Annotated in this window: 14 protein-coding genes; 8 read left to right on the forward strand and 6 right to left on the reverse strand. The window is 70.3% G+C overall.

All coding sequences use genetic code 11. From position 1 onward, the window contains the following. Positions 1 to 157 precede the first annotated feature (157 nt). Positions 158 to 712: an ActR/PrrA/RegA family redox response regulator transcription factor gene (locus K9U40_RS17430; RefSeq protein WP_011995964.1), complete on the reverse strand. Its 555-nt coding sequence runs from the start codon at positions 710 to 712 to the stop codon at positions 158 to 160. Between the two features lie 82 nt (positions 713 to 794). Beyond that, complete coding sequence (locus K9U40_RS17435) at positions 795 to 2,129, reverse strand: ActS/PrrB/RegB family redox-sensitive histidine kinase (RefSeq protein WP_282891406.1); 1,335 nt, start codon at positions 2,127 to 2,129, stop codon at positions 795 to 797. Between the two features lie 233 nt (positions 2,130 to 2,362). On the opposite strand from K9U40_RS17435, the gene K9U40_RS17440 reads away from it, so the two are divergent. Then, the gene (locus tag K9U40_RS17440; protein ID WP_282891407.1) at positions 2,363 to 3,790 is read left to right on the forward strand and encodes a polyhydroxyalkanoate depolymerase; all 1,428 of its coding nucleotides are present in this window, start codon (positions 2,363 to 2,365) and stop codon (positions 3,788 to 3,790) included. 62 nt (positions 3,791 to 3,852) lie between these two features. After that, entirely contained in the window at positions 3,853 to 4,611 is a 759-nt protein-coding gene (locus K9U40_RS17445; protein ID WP_282891408.1) for a M48 family metallopeptidase, read from the forward strand. Between the two features lie 9 nt (positions 4,612 to 4,620). Here the strand turns inward: K9U40_RS17445 and K9U40_RS17450 are convergent, their stop codons facing one another. The 3 genes from K9U40_RS17450 to K9U40_RS17460 form a co-directional block, all read right to left on the reverse strand. Beyond that, positions 4,621 to 5,013, reverse strand: coding sequence for a DoxX family protein (locus K9U40_RS17450; RefSeq protein WP_282891409.1), 393 nt, complete (start codon positions 5,011 to 5,013; stop codon positions 4,621 to 4,623). A gap of 257 nt (positions 5,014 to 5,270) precedes the next feature. Next, positions 5,271 to 6,356 carry an AbrB family transcriptional regulator gene (locus K9U40_RS17455; protein WP_282891418.1) on the reverse strand — a complete coding sequence of 362 codons (1,086 nt, stop codon included), beginning with the start codon at positions 6,354 to 6,356 and terminating at the stop codon, positions 5,271 to 5,273. A 2-nt stretch (positions 6,357 to 6,358) separates the two neighbouring features. After that, positions 6,359 to 7,606, reverse strand: a complete 1,248-nt coding sequence (locus K9U40_RS17460) for a pyridoxal phosphate-dependent aminotransferase (RefSeq protein WP_282891410.1) — start codon at positions 7,604 to 7,606, stop codon at positions 6,359 to 6,361. A gap of 265 nt (positions 7,607 to 7,871) precedes the next feature. Here K9U40_RS17460 and K9U40_RS17465 point away from each other — a divergent pair, with 265 nt between their 5' ends. After that, positions 7,872 to 8,462 carry a malonic semialdehyde reductase gene (locus K9U40_RS17465; RefSeq protein WP_282891411.1) on the forward strand — a complete coding sequence of 197 codons (591 nt, stop codon included), beginning with the start codon at positions 7,872 to 7,874 and terminating at the stop codon, positions 8,460 to 8,462. Positions 8,463 to 8,553: 91 nt separating this feature from the next. On the opposite strand, the gene K9U40_RS17470 is transcribed toward K9U40_RS17465, so the two are convergent. Further along, complete coding sequence (locus tag K9U40_RS17470; RefSeq protein WP_282891412.1) at positions 8,554 to 9,003, reverse strand: GlcG/HbpS family heme-binding protein; 450 nt, start codon at positions 9,001 to 9,003, stop codon at positions 8,554 to 8,556. A gap of 304 nt (positions 9,004 to 9,307) precedes the next feature. Between K9U40_RS17470 and K9U40_RS17475 the strand changes: the two genes are divergently transcribed. The 5 genes from K9U40_RS17475 (at position 9,308) to infB (ending at position 16,862) form a co-directional block, all read left to right on the forward strand. Beyond that, positions 9,308 to 9,820 (forward strand): universal stress protein, encoded by a 513-nt coding sequence (locus K9U40_RS17475; protein ID WP_282891413.1) that lies wholly within the window; start codon positions 9,308 to 9,310, stop codon positions 9,818 to 9,820. A 626-nt stretch (positions 9,821 to 10,446) separates the two neighbouring features. Then, positions 10,447 to 11,283, forward strand: a complete 837-nt coding sequence (gene rimP, locus K9U40_RS17480) for a ribosome maturation factor RimP (protein ID WP_282891414.1) — start codon at positions 10,447 to 10,449, stop codon at positions 11,281 to 11,283. Continuing rightward, positions 11,283 to 12,878, forward strand: coding sequence for a transcription termination factor NusA (gene nusA / locus K9U40_RS17485; protein WP_282891415.1), 1,596 nt, complete (start codon positions 11,283 to 11,285; stop codon positions 12,876 to 12,878). The genes rimP and nusA overlap by 1 nt, the downstream gene beginning before the upstream one ends. Positions 12,879 to 12,897: 19 nt before the next feature. Further along, positions 12,898 to 13,638, forward strand: a complete 741-nt coding sequence (locus tag K9U40_RS17490) for an RNA-binding protein (protein WP_282891416.1) — start codon at positions 12,898 to 12,900, stop codon at positions 13,636 to 13,638. Beyond that, positions 13,635 to 16,862: a translation initiation factor IF-2 gene (gene infB, locus K9U40_RS17495; protein WP_282891417.1), complete on the forward strand. Its 3,228-nt coding sequence runs from the start codon at positions 13,635 to 13,637 to the stop codon at positions 16,860 to 16,862. The genes K9U40_RS17490 and infB overlap by 4 nt, the downstream gene beginning before the upstream one ends. The last annotated feature ends 76 nt before the right edge of the window (positions 16,863 to 16,938 follow it).

Below are 16,938 nucleotides of genomic sequence, written 5' to 3' on the forward strand. Positions count from 1 at the left end.
ACCCTGCCCTACCCCGCACCGAAGCCGGATGCTTCCGGCTTCGGCTCTTGGGGAACCGAACTTGGGGAACCGAACTCGACAGCAGCCGAGTTCGGGCGGGAGAGGGTTCACGCTGTGCCCGACCGATGCAACGGCTTTCAAAAACGAGTCATCGCCGCTACCGCGGCGCGCGTTTGGCCAGAATCCGCTGGAGCGTGCGGCGGTGCATGGAAAGACGGCGCGCGGTCTCGGAGACGTTGCGTCCGCACAATTCGTAGACGCGCTGGATATGCTCCCACCGCACCCGGTCGGCGGACATGGGGTTTTCCGGCGGGATCGGCTTGTGATCGGCATTGGCGAGCAGCGCCGCCACCACGTCGTCGGCATCGGCGGGCTTGGCCAGATAGTCCACCGCGCCGAGCTTCACCGCCGTCACCGCCGTGGCGATGTTGCCGTAGCCGGTGAGCACGATGGCCCGCGCGCCCGGCCTATGCCGCTTCAGCGCCGAGATCACGTCGAGCCCGGTGCCGTCGCCGAGACGCATGTCCACCACCGCATAGGCCGGGGCCGAGGCTTCCACGCGGGCGAGGCCGTCGGCCACCGTCTCCGCCGTGGCCACCTCGAAGCCGCGGGCTTCCATGGCCCGCGCAAGGCGCTGCAGAAAGGAACGGTCGTCGTCCACGATCAGAACGGACCGGTCTTCCCCCACGTCGGGCGGTGTCGTCTCATTCATAACGTCTTCCTCAAATCCAGTTCCGGCAGGGCCGGTTACGAACAGAACTGGCTGCGGCTTTCTACGCCACCTGCCCGGTAGATTAATCCGATCCGCGTCCCTTTGTCGCGTATCCATCCGTCTCAATGGCCAGCGCCTTGCGCGGCCAGTGCATGCGAATGACGGCGCCGGTCTCGGGCGGGAAACGATTCTGGAAGGAGAGTGTCGCCCCGGTCCGCTCCAGCAGGGTCTTGGCAATGAAGAAGCCGAGGCCGAGCCCGCTTTCGCCGTCCTCCTCCAGACGGTCGCGGGCCCTCGACGTCACATAAGGCTGGCCGATGCGCCCGCTCACCTCCGGCGAAAAGCCCGGCCCGTCGTCGGCCACCACAATATCGAGGCCGGCGAGGCTCCATTGGGCACTGATATCGACCCGCGTGGCGGCAAAATCCACCGCATTCTCCACCAGATTGCCCAGCCCGTAGAGCAGGCCCGGATTGCGGGCGATGACCGGGGCGTCCGGATCATCCCGGACCTGGACATTGATGGCGATGCCGAAATTGCGGTGCGGCTCCACCACCTCCTCCAGCAAAAGCGCCAGCGGCATGCGGTCGAACGGCGCATCACCCGAGCTCAAGGAAGTGAGCTTCTGCAGGATGTCGCGGCAGCGGTTGGCCTGGTCGCGCAACAGCGCCACATCTTCCGCAAGGGGATCGTTCGCGGCCATGGAGCGCTGCATCTCCTTCACCACCAGGACGATGGTTGAGAGCGGCGTGCCCAGCTCGTGGGCGGCGGCGGCGGCGAGGCCGTTGATGGCGGACAGGTGCTGCTCGCGCGCCAGCACCAGCTCGGTGGCGGCGAGCGCGTCCGCCAGTTCCCGCGCTTCCTCCGCCACCCGCCAGGCATGCAGGCCGATGAAGCCCACCGCCACCGACAGGGACACCCAGATGCCGGCGAGATAGAGGTCCGGCAGCACCGGCAGGTCGCCGCCGGCCCACGGCAGCGGCCGCGCCCACAGGCCCACCGCCCCGGCACAGGTCACCGCCAGGACGCCGAGCAGCACCGTGGTGCTCCAGGACAGTGCCGTCGAGGAGATCATGACCGGCGCCAGGTAGAGCAGCACGAAGGGGTTCTTCAGCCCGCCCGTGAGGTAGAGCAGGGCGGTGAGCTGGAGCACGTCATAGGCCAGCAGCGGCCCGGCGGCGGCGTCGCCGAGGCGGCGGGCCACCGGATACTTGACCCGCAGCAGCACGTTCACGAGAGCCGACAGGCCCACCACGGCAAGGCAGGGGGTGAGCGGCAGCGGAAAGCCGAGGCCGAGATTGACCACCACCAGCGCCAGGATCTGCCCCGATACCGCCAGCCAGCGCAGGCGAATCAGCGTGTCCAGCCGCAACCCGAAGGACCGGCCGTGGGGCGGCGAGACGAATGCGGTGCTCATGGCCGGGCAGCTTTCGGAAAGAAGGCTTCCAGAAGAACGGTTTTTGGATGGCCCGCCTGCCCTCGGCGCACGTTTCCTGCGCAAATGACGCAAGGGAAGCGTGGCCGGTAGGCCATAGGCCGGTGCGAAGCAGCTTCTATGTCTTTTGTCGGCATTGACCAAACCCGCAAGTGCGCCCACGTTTTTTGACAGGCGCCAACCGTTACGGAGCGCACTAATCGTGAGGAGCGCAGATGGCAATCGGTGAGTTCGCGAGCGCGCTGCGTGTACCGCGCCAGAGCGACATCGGCCTTTCGACGCCGCTCTACTGGATGTACGAGATCGGCTATGCGGCGCTGAACCCGTCGCGTGCGGTGGCGGATGCCAGCCGGCTGTTCCTCAAGAACCCGATCAATCCCGTCTCCCACACCACCATGGGCAAGTCCATGGCCGCCGCCTGCGAGCTGTTCGAGCGCACCACGCGCCGCTACGGCAAGCCCGACTGGGAGATCACCCACACCGTGGCGAACGGGCAGAGCGTGCCGGTGCACATCAACACCGTGTGGCAGCGGCCCTTCTGCAATCTCCTGCACTTCGAGCGCGCGTTCGAGCATCCGCCGCGCACCCCACAGCCGCGCCTGCTGATCGTGGCACCGGTGTCGGGCCACCACGCCACGCTGCTGCGCGGCACCGTGGAAGCCATGCTGCCCACCCACGACGTCTATGTCACCGACTGGGTGGACGCCAAGCTGGTCCCCCTCTCCGAGGGTCGCTTCGGCCTGTCGGACTATGTGGACTACCTCATCTCCATCTTCCACCGCATGGGCGGCGACTGCCACGTGATGGCGGTGTGCCAGCCGGCGGTGCCGGTGATGATGGCGGTGGCCCGCATGGAGGCGGAGGACGACCCCTTCGTGCCCAAGTCCATGATCCTCATGGGCGGTCCCATCGACACCCGCGAAGCACCCACGGCGGTGAACGCCCTTGCCAAGGACCGTGGCATCGACTGGTTCAAGCGCAACGTGCTCACCACCGTGCCGTGGCCGCATCCCGGCGCGCTGCGCGAGGTCTATCCCGGCTTCCTGCAGCTCAACGGCTTCATGTCCATGAACCTGGACCGCCACCTGCAGGCCCATTGGGACCTGTTCCACCATCTGGTGCAGGGCGACGGCGATTCGGCCGAAAAGCACCGCGACTTCTACGACGAGTATCTGGCGGTGATGGACCTCACGGCCGAGTTCTACATTGAAACGGTTGAAAACGTGTTCGTCACCCACTCCCTGCCCAGGGGTGAGATCCTGCACCATTCCCAGCCGGTAAAGCCGGACGCCATCCACCGCGTCGCGCTGATGACGGTGGAAGGCGAGAAGGACGACATCTCCGGCATCGGCCAGACCAAGGCGGCGCACAAGATCTGCCCGCGCATTCCCGAGGACAAGCGCGCCCATTACGAGCAGCCGGGCGTCGGCCATTACGGCGTGTTCAACGGCTCGCGCTTCCGCTCGGAGATCGCCCCGCGCATCGCCGACTTCATCCTCTCCCAGGAGCTGCCGCGCGGCGCCGCCCGGCAGCGCCCGAACGAGCGGCCCGCCCCCGCGCCGCTCGTGGCGGACGAGGAGCCCGACGTGTTCGCCCTCAACAAGAATGTGACCGCCTTTTATCCCCGGATTGCTCCGACTTAGCACTGGCAGGGCGAGGCGATTGGGGGGAAGATGAAGAGGTAACTTCGCCCCCCGGTTGCTCCATGCTGTTTCGCCGCCAGGACCGCAAGCCGCCCACTCCGCGGGCGGCGGAATGGATCGAGCTGATGCTCGATGACGAGACCCTGCGCGTTGCGGTACGTCGGCACCCCCAGGCCCGGCGGCTCACGCTCCGGGTCCGGGCCGCCGCCCGGGACGTGACGCTGACCGCCCCGCCCCACGTCCCCCTCGCCTTCGCCCATGATTTCGTGCAGCGCCATCGCGAATGGGTGCGCCTGCGCCTCGTGCGCCTGCCGCAACAGGTGCCGTTCGAGCCCGGCTCGGTGATTCCGCTCCACGGCACCCCTCACCGCATCGTCCATTGCCCGGGCGCGCGCGGCACGGCGTGGACCGCCGTAAATGCCGAGGGCGAGCCCGTCCTGTGCGTTGCCGGCGAGGCCCCGCACATGCCCCGCCGGGTGCAGGATCACCTCAAGCGGGAGGCGCGGCGGGCGCTGGCCGCTGCGGTCAGGCATTATGCGGCCGCGCTCAAGGTGGATGTGGGGCGCATCACCCTGCGCGACACCGCGAGCCGCTGGGGCTCATGCTCGGCGCAGGGCGACCTGTCCTTCTCCTGGCGGCTCGTCATGGCGCCGCCGGTCGTGCTCGACTATCTCGCCGCCCACGAGGTGGCCCACCGGCTGGAGATGAATCACGGTCCGCGCTTCTGGCGGCTGGTGGAGCAGGTCTGCCCCGCGCGGCGGGAGGCCGAGGCCTGGCTGCGCCGCCACGGCTCCGACCTCCACCGCTACGGCGCCGAATAGGCTCCCGCCTCAGTTCCATTCCTTGCGGCCAAGGGCGAAACGGCCGGGGCCGGCGGCGAAATAGAACAGCAGGCCGCCCATGATGGCCGCGTTCTTGAAGAAATGGATCTGCTGGCCCGCCGCCGCGCCCGGATCAGCGATCACCCAGAACACGTGCGAGGTGGCGGTGGCGATCGCCACGAAGCCGGCCAGCACCACCGCGACGATGCGCGGGAGGACGCCGAGGATCAGCAGCAGGCCGCCGCCAACCTCCACCACGATGGTCAGATAGGCCATCAGCGTCGGCATGGGCACGCCCTTGGCCGCGAGGCTCGCAGCGAAGCCGGCCACATTGCCGATCTTGCCGATGCCCGCCGGCAGGAACAGGGAAGCCATGAGCAGCCGGCCCGCAAGCAGGGCCAAATCATCAAGTATCCGCAAGCCAGATCTCCCGAGTCCGACGTCTTCCGACGCGACCATCATCCGTTACCGCTGCGCGGACGCCGGCCCACTTCAAGGAGTTGGGAGGGCTCGGTATCCCGCGCGAGGGCCCCTTCCCCAGAGCGCGTATTGTCCGATCAGACTGATCCAATCTGATCGAAGCTCACCCTAGGGAAGGCCGACTGTGTTTGGCGGGGAAGCGGTAGCGGGGCAAGGTCCCGCACCCCGGGAGCGCTACACTATTTCGTGTGGCCGCCGTCCTGCCCGGTCGCCCCGGCCTGCCTTTCCGCCGCCGCGAACAGGAGCCGGGCCGCCACCGGCAGGGCCACGGACAGGCCGGCGAAGCGGAACAGGTGGTGGGCGCTCATGAAGGCGGGATCGTAGCCCAGCGCGAATCCCAGCGCCGTCATCGCCTCCAGCGCGCCGGGGGCAAAGGCGGTGACGAGCTTGCCGAGGTCGTCGCCGGTGAGCCACGCCGCCAGCAGCGCGAACAGGGTGGAGATGCTGACCGCCACCAGGAAGGCGCCCAGCGCGGCGACGAAGAACGCCCGGATCGCGCCGAGCGTGGTGCCGAGGAAGCGCACCCCCACGCTCGCTCCCAGCACCACGAAGGCCGGCACGATGAGGATCTGGGGCAGCACGGCGGTGGACGCGCCGGTGGCATGCAGCGCCGCGCTGCCGGCCAGCGCCCCGAGGATCAGCCCGCCCGGCACCTTCAACCCGGCCGCGCCCAGCCCGGCCCCCACGCATACCGTCAGCAGCAGGGCCAATTCGGCGGCCGTGGAGGCATGGAGCGGCAGCGGTACCCCTCCCGCCGCGAGCCCGGTGGCGCCCAGCACATTGGGCAGCGCCACTACCAGCAGGAACAGGCGCAGCGCCTGGGCGAAGGCCACCTTGCGCAGGTCGGCGTCGGTGTCGGCGGCCATGGCCACCACGGTGCCGAAGGCGCCGGGCGCGGAGGCCCAGAACGCGGTCTGCACGCTCCAGCCGGCGACGCGGGACAGGAACAGGGTTCCGCCCATCATGGTGCCGAGCACGCTCGCCGCGAGGCACGCCATGCTCACCGGCCAGGTGGCGGCGCGGGCGAAGGTCTCCGGCGTCAGCGCCGTGCCCATGGAGGCGCCGAGCACGATGAAGGCGAGGAAGCGCAGCCATTCGGGCACAGCGATCCGCACCCCCGCGACGGCAAGGGCGATGGTGACCACGAGTGCGCCGGAAATCCAGGCGGCGGGCAGGCCCAGGGCGGCGAACACGGCGCCGCCCATGGCGGCCGCGCCCAGCGTCACCCCGGTGGAGACGGCCGAGCGCAGGCGGAACGTCAGCATGCTCACGCCGTCGCGGTCCCCTCGAGCCAGGCCACCAGGCGGCGGCTGGCCTCGGCGAGCTGGGCGTCGCCGCGGGCGAAGCACAGGCGCATGAAGCCCTCCCCGCCCGGGCCGAAGGCGGTGCCGGGGGCCAAGCCCACATTGGCCTCGTCCACCAGAGTGAGGCCCAGGCTGCGCACGTCGGTCCGGCCGGCAATGCCGAAGAACAGGTAGAAGGCACCGGGCGGCTTCACCAGATCCACCTTTCCGGTGGCGATGAGCGCGTCGGCGACGAGATCGCGGCCTTTGCGGGCGCGGGCGATCTGCTGGGCGACGAAGGCCTCGCCCTGATCGAGAGCTGCCACCGCGCCGCGCTGCATGAAGGCGGCGACGCCGGAGGTGGAATACTGGATCAGGTTCTCGATGACCTGGCCCAGCCGCGGGTCCGCCTCGATCCAGCCCACGCGCCAGCCGGTCATGGCCCAGTTCTTGGAGAAGGTCTGCACGAACAGGATGTGGTCGCCCTCGTCCATCACGTCGTGGAAGGACGGCGCGCGGGCCGCCGCCCCGCCCGGCTGGCCATAATAGAAGCGGCCGTAGATCTCATCGGCGATGATCCACAGGCCATGCCGCCGGGCCAGCGCCAGAACCGCCTCCAGGTCCTCGCGGGTGGCGACGAAGCCGGTGGGGTTGGCAGGGGTGTTGAGGAAGATGGCGCGGGTGCGCTCGGTGACCGCGGCGGCGAGCCGCTCATGGTCGAGGCTGAAGCCGTCCTTGCCATAGGCGAAGGGGACGTAGACCGGCCGCGCCCCGGCCTTCTGCGCGGCGGCGGCGGCATTGGGCCAGGACGGCGAGGGAATGATCACCTCGTCGCCCGCCCCCACCGCCATGGCGAGGGCGATATGGATCGCCTGCATGCCCGAGCCGGTGACGAAGTAGCGGTCCGGATTCTCGGCCATGCCATAGGTGCGCGCCATGTAGCGGGCGATGGCGATGCGCAGCTCCGGCAGCCCGCGCTGCCAGGTGTAGAAGGTCTCGCCCGCATGGAGCGCCGTGGCGGCGGCCTCGCAGATGAAGGGCGGGGTGGGCACGTCGCCCTCCCCGGCCCAGAGCGGGATCATGCCGGGCCGGTCGCGGCCGTAATTCATCACCTCGACGATGCCGCTCTCGGGCAGCGCCCGCACATGGTCGCGGACCCGCTCCAGATAGGGATCGTCGCCGGCGTCGGGCGAGAGGGGCAGGCCGGGCGGCGTGGAGGCACGCGAAGTCATGGCGGGCTCGCGGAAAGGCGATCAGGACAGGAGGCGACTTATAGAGGCTTCGGCGACGCAAAGGCCATCAAATGCAGTGGAAGACCGATCAGGGACGCTGATGGCAGCCCGCGTGCATCGGTGCAAGGGTCGTTTGCAAGCGGGGCCATTGTACCTCACCCCGCCCGGACCTAACTCCGGTGCGACACCCCCGTCCGGGGCATCGCGCCAGGAACCCCATGCAACCACACGTGGCGCGCCTCGGTTGAGCCAAGGACAATCGCCCATGACCGACAAGATCGACCAGGCCGCCATCGACCGCCTTTTCCTCGAAGCCCGCTCGCAGAACGGCTGGACCGACCAGCCGGTGGCCGAGGCGGAGATCCGCGCCCTCTACGATCTGGTCAAGCACGGCCCCACCTCCGCCAATACCCAGCCGGCCCGCTTCGTCTTCCTCACGAGCACCGAGGCCAAGGAGCGCCTGCGCCCGGCCCTCTCGCCGGGCAATGTGAAGGCGCTGGCGGCGCCGGTCATCGTCCTTATCGGCTACGACCTCGCCTTCCACGACAAGATCCCGCAGGTCTTCCCGCACAATCCGGGCTTCCGCGACATCTTCGTGAACAATCCGGCGGCCATCGAGCCCCATGCCTTCCGCAATTCCTCGCTGCAGGGCGCCTATCTCATCCTCGCGGCGCGGGCTCTGGGGCTGGACGTGGGCCCCATGTCGGGCTTCGACGCCGCCAAGGTGGACGCGGAATTCTTCCCCGGCGGCACGGTGAAGACCAATTTCATCGCCGCCATCGGCCATGGCGACCCGGAAAAGGTGATGCCCCGCCTGCCGCGCCTGCCCTTCGAGGACGCCGCGCAGATCGTCTGAACGGCAAAGCGGCCGGCGGCGCTCCGTCTCACTCCGGGGCTGACCCGCAAAGGCCCGGCGCGACATCGCACCGGGCCTTTTCCATCCATCCTCAGTCCTGGCCGGGATCGCCCACGAGCCCGGCGGTGGTGATCCCGGCCATGGCGCTCGCCTCGTCATTGTCCGAGGTGTCTCCGGACACCCCGACCACGCCGATGACATTGCCCGCCGCCGAGCGGATCAGCACGCCGCCCGGCACCGGGACCAGCGAGCCGCCGATGGCCGCGGCGGCGGCGGAGATGAAGAAGGGCTGGTCCTTGGCCCGCTTGAACAGGGAGCGCGACCCCATGCCCAGCGCCAGCGCGCCATTGGCCTTGCCGCGGGCGATGTCGCCGCGGTTGAGGCTGGTGCCGTCCTCCGCCGCATAGGCCTTGAGCGCGCCGCGGGCGTCGAGCACGCACACCGCGAGCGGGTTCATGGCGCCGGCGCGGGCATGGGCCAAAGCGGCGGCGACGATGGTCTGCGCCGCCTCCAGGGTGAGGTCTGCGGCTGTGCTGGTCATGTGGGCCTCTCCTTGCCGGCGCGCGCCCCGCGCGCCCGGTTGTCATGCGGGAACCGGAAGCCGTCTTTAGAGCAGATTCGCCCGGGGTTGAACGCCGGGCCGGGCCGGCAGCGCCCGCCCCGCGCGACGGTGCGACTTTTTCCTCCCCCTGCTGCGGGCCGGCATGGCACCATGGATCGTCCGCCCGCCCCGTCGCGCACCGTCTCCCCGCGCCCGCCGCGGCGCAAGGATGGGCCTTGCCGATGAGCCGACCCGTCCGCCCCCAGGTCGCCGGTGCGCCCCGCGCCTTACTTTGGATCGTGCCATGACCCAAGCGCCGCAACCCGCCCCGCGCCTGAGCCGCGAGCCCGGCCACCGCCGCAAGTTCCTGGTGGTGGTGGACGAGACCCCCGAATGCGACCGTGCCGTCTATTATGCGAGCCGCCGCGCCGCCGGCACCGAGGGCGGCCTCGTGCTGCTCGGCGTGCTGGAATTGGAGGGGGTGGCCCAGCAATGGCTCGGCGTGGCCGACCTCATGCGCGCGGAGGCCCATGAGGAGATGGCGGCACGGCTTCAGAAATTCGCCGCGCGCGCCCGCCAGGTGGCGGGCATCGCGCCCGAGCAGGTGATCAGGGAAGGCACCACGGCCGAGGCCATCGCGAGGATGATCCACGAGGATCGCGACATCGCCATCCTGGTGCTGGCGGCCGGGGTGGGCAAGGACGGTCCCGGCCCGCTCGTCACCTCGCTGGCGGCCGGGCATGCGGCACGCTTTCCGGTGCCCATCACCATCGTGCCCGGCGCCCTGACCGACGCGGAGCTGGACGCCCTCGCCTGAGTCGCGACCGGCCCGGAGCGCGGCGCCGGCCGGACCGGAGCTGCGCCCGGCCCGCGCTTTCACCGCCGGGACGGGAGAAAAGGCTCCCGTCCCGGCGGTTCGCCCCTCCCGGGCGATCTACGCGAAGACATGTGTCCTCGCCCGGGCGGCGGTTCGAATTGCGGAAGATCCGGTCTCGGAACGGATCGGGCGGGCCATCCCGGTCAAGGACGCGGGGGACGGCGGCGGCGCGCGAGCGACCGGCTTTCAACACGCCCTCTTTGGCGCAATTGGGGCGCGCGCCGCCGCGGGAGGGCCGACACGCTGCGCTTGCGCCTTTGGCATTTCCGTCTATATTAGCGCTGTCCCCGATGAGGGATGCCTCAGCGCCATCGCAGTCGAAGGTGATGAGAGTGGGCCCCCACCGGGACCCGCTCCGTTTCTGCTTATCCGGTCTTTCCGGACGGCTCGCTGGCCGCAGGGCAAGAACGTCGAAGGACGGCCTCGCCGGCCGGGTTCCGTGGGGTCCTTGTGTCCCCTGGGGGTCCGACCGGTACCGACCTTCGAGCCACATCCGGGCGCCGGTGCCGAACCGCCGTGTGCCCATCGGCGGAAAAAGCGCCGCATTTCAGCTGTCCTGGAGGGACATGACCGAGATCCAAGCCGTGCTCGACGATCCCAACGAGCCGCGCCTCATCACCGAAACCGGGGTGGCCGCCCGCGTGGCCGCCATTGCCTCGGGCGTGCTCGGCGCGCTCGGCTACCGGATCGTGCGCGTGAAGGTGACGAACCGCGACGGCGGCACGCTGCAGATCATGGCCGAGCGGCCCGACGGCACCATGAGCATCGACGATTGCGAGGCCGCCTCGCGCGCTTTGTCTCCGGTGCTCGACGTGGAAGACCCCATCTCCAGCGCCTACCGCCTGGAAATGTCCTCCCCCGGCATCGACCGCCCGCTGGTGCGCCTGTCGGACTTCGTCCGCTGGGCGGGCCACGAGGTGAAGGTGGAGATGGCGCACCCGGTGGACGGGCGCAAGCGCTTCCGCGGCATCCTGATCGGCGCCGAGGACGGCTTCGCCGTGGTCCGCCGCCTCGATGCGCCGGCCGGCGAGGAGCCCACCGTACGCCTGCCCGTCGCCGACATCCACGACGCCAAGCTCATGCTTACCGACGCCCTCATCCGCGAGGCCCTGCGCGCCGCCAAGGCTGCCGGCCACGCCCTCGACGAGGATGCGGAAGCCTTCCTCGACGGCGAGGACGGCGAAGGCACCGAGGGTGAGGTGGATGCCGAAGACGAGGCCGCCATCGCGGCCGAGACCGCCGACGCCCCCGCCGCGCCCTACCGGGGCCCCTCCCGCAAGGAGGGCCGCAAGGTCGTCGGCCGCAAGGCCAAGGGCAAGAAGGCCACGACCAAGAAATCCAACGCCAAGAAGAAATCCGGCTTCGAGGCCACCAACGCCAGCACCGTGAAGGAGACGCACTGATGGTTGCCGTCAGCGCAAACCGGCTGGAACTGCTGCAGATCGCGGACGCGGTCGCGCGGGAAAAGTCCATCGACCGCAGCATCGTCATCGCCGCCATGGAAGACGCCATCGCCAAGGCGGCGCGCTCGCGCTACGGCCAGGAAACGGACATCCACGCGGACATCAACGCCAAGACCGGCGAGCTGCGTCTGGCCCGCCACCTGCTGGTGGTGGACGAGGTGGAGAACACGGCCACCGAGATCACCCTGGACGGCGCCCGCCGCCACAATCCCGCGGCCCAGGTCGGCGACACCATCGCCGACACCCTGCCGCCCTTCGACTTCGGCCGCATCGCCGCGCAGAGCGCCAAGCAGGTCATCGTGCAGAAGGTGCGCGAGGCCGAGCGCGACCGGCAGTATGACGAATACAAGGACCGCATCGGCGACGTGCTGAACGGCCTCGTCAAGCGCGTCGAGTACGGCAACGTGGTGGTGGACCTCGGCCGCGGCGAAGGCATCCTGCGCCGCGACGAGCTGCTCCCGCGCGAGACGGTGAAGACCGGTGACCGCATCCGCGCCTACATCTACGACGTGCGCCGCGAGCCGCGCGGCCCGCAGATCTTCCTCTCGCGCACCCATCCCCAGTTCATGGCCAAGCTGTTCGCGCAGGAAGTGCCGGAGATCTACGACGGCATCGTCGAGATCAAGGCGGTGGCGCGCGATCCCGGCTCCCGCGCCAAGATCGCGGTGATCTCCCGCGACCAGTCGGTGGACCCGGTGGGCGCCTGCGTCGGCATGCGCGGCTCGCGCGTGCAGGCGGTGGTGAACGAGCTGCAGGGCGAGAAGATCGACATCATCCCCTGGAACCCGGACATCGCCACCTTCATCGTCAATGCCCTCGCCCCCGCCGAGGTGGTGAAGGTGGTGCTCGACGAAGACCGCGAGCGCATCGAGGTGGTGGTGCCCGACGCCCAGCTGTCGCTGGCCATCGGCCGCCGCGGCCAGAACGTGCGCCTCGCCACCCAGCTCACCGGCTGGGACATCGACATCATGACCGAGCAGGAGGAGAGCGAGCGGCGCCAGAAGGAATTCGCCGAGCGCACCAAGATGTTCGCCGAGGCCCTCGATCTCGACGAGATGATGGGCCAGCTGCTCACCTCCGAGGGCTTCACCTCGGTGGAGGAGATCGCCTACGTGCCCATCAACGAGCTCGCCTCCATCGAGGGCTTCGACGAGGACACCGCCACCGAGCTGCAGTCCCGCGCCCTCAAGCACCTCGCCGAGGTGGAGGAGGCGCTCGATGCCCGCCGCAAGGAGCTGGGCGTCGAGGACGAGCTGAAGAGCGTGCCCGGCGTCACCTCCAAGATGCTGGTGGCGTTCGGCGAGAACGACATCAGGAGCGTCGAGGACCTCGCCGGCTGCGCCACGGACGACCTCACCGGCTGGACCGAGCGCAAGGACGGCGAGACCATCCGCCATGCCGGCGCCCTCGACGGCTTCGAGTTCTCCCGCGAGGACGCCGAGGCCCTCATCATGCAGGCGCGCGTGACCGCCGGCTGGATCGAGGCTGACGAACCCGCTGCTGACGGCGATGACGCCGCCGCCGGCGAAGCCTGAGACTGGGAGATGACCCACGGTGCTCGCAACGATGGACGAGGACGAGACGGACGGGGGACCGCGCAGCCTTGCGGCGGCGCGGGCGCCCCTGTCGCGCCTGTGCCTTGCCACGCGGCGGGTCACCCCGGTCAAGGACATGCTGCGCTTCGTGGTGGGGCCGGACGGCGCGATCGTCCCGGACATCGCCCGTAGGCTGCCGGGGCGTGGCGCCTGGATCAGCGCCACCCGCGCCGACCTTGAGACGGCGCTGAAGCGCAAGGCCTTCGGCCGCGCCTTCAAGGGCAAGGGCACGGCGGCGCCGGACCTTGCCGATCTCGTGGACACACTGCTCGAAAAGGACGCCCGCAGCGCCCTCTCTTTGGCCAACAAGGCCGGGAAGGTGGTGACGGGCACGACGAAAGTCGAGGCGGCCCTCGCCGCCGGGGACGTGCGGGTTCTCCTGCACGCCCGGGACGCGCGCCCGGACGGGGTGCGCAAGCTCAATGCCTTCACGCGCCAGGTTACGCGCCAGGTCGAAAACGCCGGCGCGCGCCCGGTCTCCATTCTCGATTGCTTTACCGGCATCGAATTGGACTTGGCGTTGGGGCGGTCAAATGTGGTACATGCGGCGCTGCTCGCGCATCCGACGACGGAAGGGTTTCTCGAGCGCTGCCACAAGCTCCTGCGCTGGCGGACGGATGCGTCCGGCGGCGAGGCGCATGGGCAGGGCGAGGGTCACGCGCATGTCCCCGGTCGGATGCAAGGAACGGATACGGAATGAACGATACGAAGACCCCAGGCGACAAGACGCTGCATCCCGCCCCCGGCAAGACGCTCACGCTGAAGCGCCCGGTGGAACAGGGAACGGTGCGCCAGAGCTTCAGCCATGGCCGCTCGAAGGCGGTCGTGGTGGAGAAGGTGAAGCGCCGCGTCATCGCCCCAGGTGAAGCGGGTCACGGCGCCAGCCAGGGGGCTGGGCAAGGGACCGGGCAGGGAACTGCGCCCGCGGCACCGGCCGCGCCTGCGACGGCAGCCCCGGCCGCGCCGCGCCCGGCCGCGCCCGTCGAGGCGAAGGCCCCCGCCGCCGCTCCTGCTGTGCCGGCTGTTCCCGTCGTCGAGGCGAAGGCTGCGCCGGCCGTGACGCCCGCGCCGGCCGCCCCGCCCGCAGCCGTGCCCCAGCCGCCGGCACCCGCGCCGGTGGAGGCCAAGGCTCCAGTTGAGAGCAAGGCTCCGGTTGAAACCACGGCTCCGGCCGAGACCCCGGCTGCGCCGGCCGCCCCCGCGGCTGCGGCGCCCACGGCCGCCGAGACCCCCGCTGCGCCTCCGGCTGCCGCGCCGGCTGCGGCTGCGCAGGCTCCCGCGCCTCAGGCTGCGGCCCCCAAGGCTCCGGCCGCGCCCGCCGAGGCGAAGGCCGTGCCGGCGCGGCCCGCCCCGTCCGCGGGCGGCCGCACCTCCGACGGTCCGCGCACCGCCACCGGCGCGTCGAGCCGTCCCGGCTCCCAGTCCCAGCCGTCCCGTCCGGGCGCGCCCAACCGTCCCGGCCAGCCGCCCCGGTCCGGCGGCCCCGGTGCCGACCGTCGTCCCGGCAGCGGCGGCCCGGCCGGCCGGCCCGGCGCCCAGCAGCGCTCCGGCGGGTCCGGCGTGGTGCTGCGCACCCTGACCGAGGAAGAGCGCAACGCCCGCGCCAGCGCTCTCGCCGATGCCCGCGTCCGCGAGGTGGAAGAGCGGCGCATGGCCGAGGAGCGCCGCGCCGCCGAGGAGGAAGCCCGTCGCCGCGCCGAGCGCGAGCGTGTCGAGCGCGCCGAGCGTGAGGCCGCCGAAGCCCGCAAGCGCGAGGAAGAGGCCCGCCGCGCCCAGGAAGACGAAAGCAAGCGCCGCGCCGAACAGGAGGCACGCAAGCGCTTCGGCGGCGAGGAGCAGGGCACCGCCCGCCCCGCCGGCACTGCCGGCGCCGGAGCGGGAGCGGGAGCCGCCGCCACTGCGCGGCCCCTGACGCCGCGCCCGGCCGGCACCGCCGAATCCGAGGACGAGGAGCGCCGCGCCGCCCGTCGTGGCCCCGGCGCGCGCGTCGCGCCCCCGGTGAAGGTGCCCCGGGCGCCCGCCGGCCAGGAGAAGCAGCGCGGGCGCCTGACCCTCGTCACCGCCCAATCGGGCGAGGAGGAGCGCCAGCGCTCGGTGGCGTCGTTCCGCCGCCGCACCCAGCGCATGACCGGCCACCGGGCGCAGGAGAGCAAGGAAAAGATCTCCCGCGAGGTGATCCTGCCCGAGACCATCACCATCCAGGAACTCGCCAACCGCATGTCGGAGCGGGCCGTGGACGTGATCCGCATGCTCATGAAGCAGGGCCAGATGGTGAAGATCACCGATGTGATCGACGCCGACACCGCCGAGCTGATCGCCGAGGAACTGGGCCACACCGTGCGCCGCGTCTCGGAATCCGACGTGGAAGAGGGCCTGTTCGACACGCCCGACGCCCCGGAGACCATGCTGCCGCGCCCCGCGGTCGTGACCATCATGGGTCACGTCGACCACGGCAAGACCTCGCTGCTGGACGCCATCCGTTCGGCCAACGTGGTCTCCGGCGAGGCCGGCGGCATCACCCAGCACATCGGCGCCTACCAGGTGACCTCGCCCTCGGGCTCGAAGATCACCTTCATCGACACCCCCGGCCACGCCGCCTTCACCGCCATGCGCGCCCGCGGCGCCAAGGTGACGGACATCGTGGTGCTGGTGGTGGCGGCCGATGACGGCGTGATGCCCCAGACGGTGGAGGCCATCAATCACGCCCGCGCCGCCAGGGTGCCGCTGATCGTCGCCATCAACAAGATCGACAAGCCCGGCGCCAAGCCCGAGCGCGTGCGCTCCGAGCTGCTCCAGCACGAAGTGCAGGTGGAAACCATGGGCGGCGAGACGCTCGAGGTGGAGGTCTCCGCCAAGGAGCGCCTGAACCTCGACAAGCTGCTGGAAGCCATCGCGCTCCAGTCGGAGCTGCTCGACCTCAGGGCCAATCCGGACCGTGCGGCCGAAGGCACGGTGGTGGAAGCCAAGCTCGACCGCGGCCGCGGTCCCGTGGCCACCGTGCTGGTGCAGCGCGGCACGCTCAAGGTGGGCGACATCGTGGTCGCCGGAGCCGAATGGGGCCGCGTGCGCGCCCTCATCTCCGACACCGGCGCCAACGTGGACACCGCCGGCCCGTCCTTCCCGGTGGAAGTGCTGGGCTTCAACGGCACTCCGGAGGCGGGCGACCGCCTCGCCGTGGTGGAGAACGAGGCCCGCGCCCGCGAGATCACCGACTACCGCCAGCGCCAGAAGCGCGAGAAGGCAGCGGCAAGGTCCGCCACCGTGCGCGGCTCGCTCGAGCAGATGATGAGCCAGGTGAAGTCCACCGGGCGGAAGGAATTCCCCCTCATCATCAAGGGCGACGTGTCCGGCTCGGTGGAAGCCATCATCGGCTCGCTGGAGAAGATCGGCAACGACGAGGTGCAGGCCCGCATCATCCATTCCGGCGCGGGCGGCATCAACGAAAGCGACGTGACGCTGGCGGAAACCTCCGGCGCCGCGATCATCGCCTTCAACGTGCGCGCCAACAAGGAAGCGCGCGACGCGGCCGAGCGGGCGGGCATCGAGATCCGCTACTACAACATCATCTACGACCTCGTGGATGACGTGAAGAAGGCCATGAGCGGCCTGCTCGCGCCCATCAACCGCGAGACCATGCTGGGCAACGCCCTCATCAAGGAGATCTTCGCGGTCTCCAAGGTGGGCAAGGTGGCCGGCTGCACCGTCACCGACGGCAACGTGGAACGCGGCCAGCATGTCCGCCTCATCCGCGACAACGTGGTGATCCACGAAGGCAAGCTTGCCACGCTCAACCGCTTCAAGGATGCGGTGAACACGGTGCATGCGGGCCAGGACTGCGGCATGTCCTTCGAGAACTACCAGGACATGCGCGCGGGCGACGTGATCGAGTGCTATCGCGTCGAGGTGATCCAGCGCTCGCTGTGAGGCGGGCGACAGGTCGCCAAACCCCTCTCCCGTCACAGGGTTGAGCCCTCTCCCGCCTGCGGGGGAGGGTTGGGAG

Source organism: Xanthobacter autotrophicus (genome assembly GCF_030015065.1).
GTDB classification, from domain to species: Bacteria; Pseudomonadota; Alphaproteobacteria; order Rhizobiales; family Xanthobacteraceae; genus Xanthobacter; species Xanthobacter autotrophicus_D.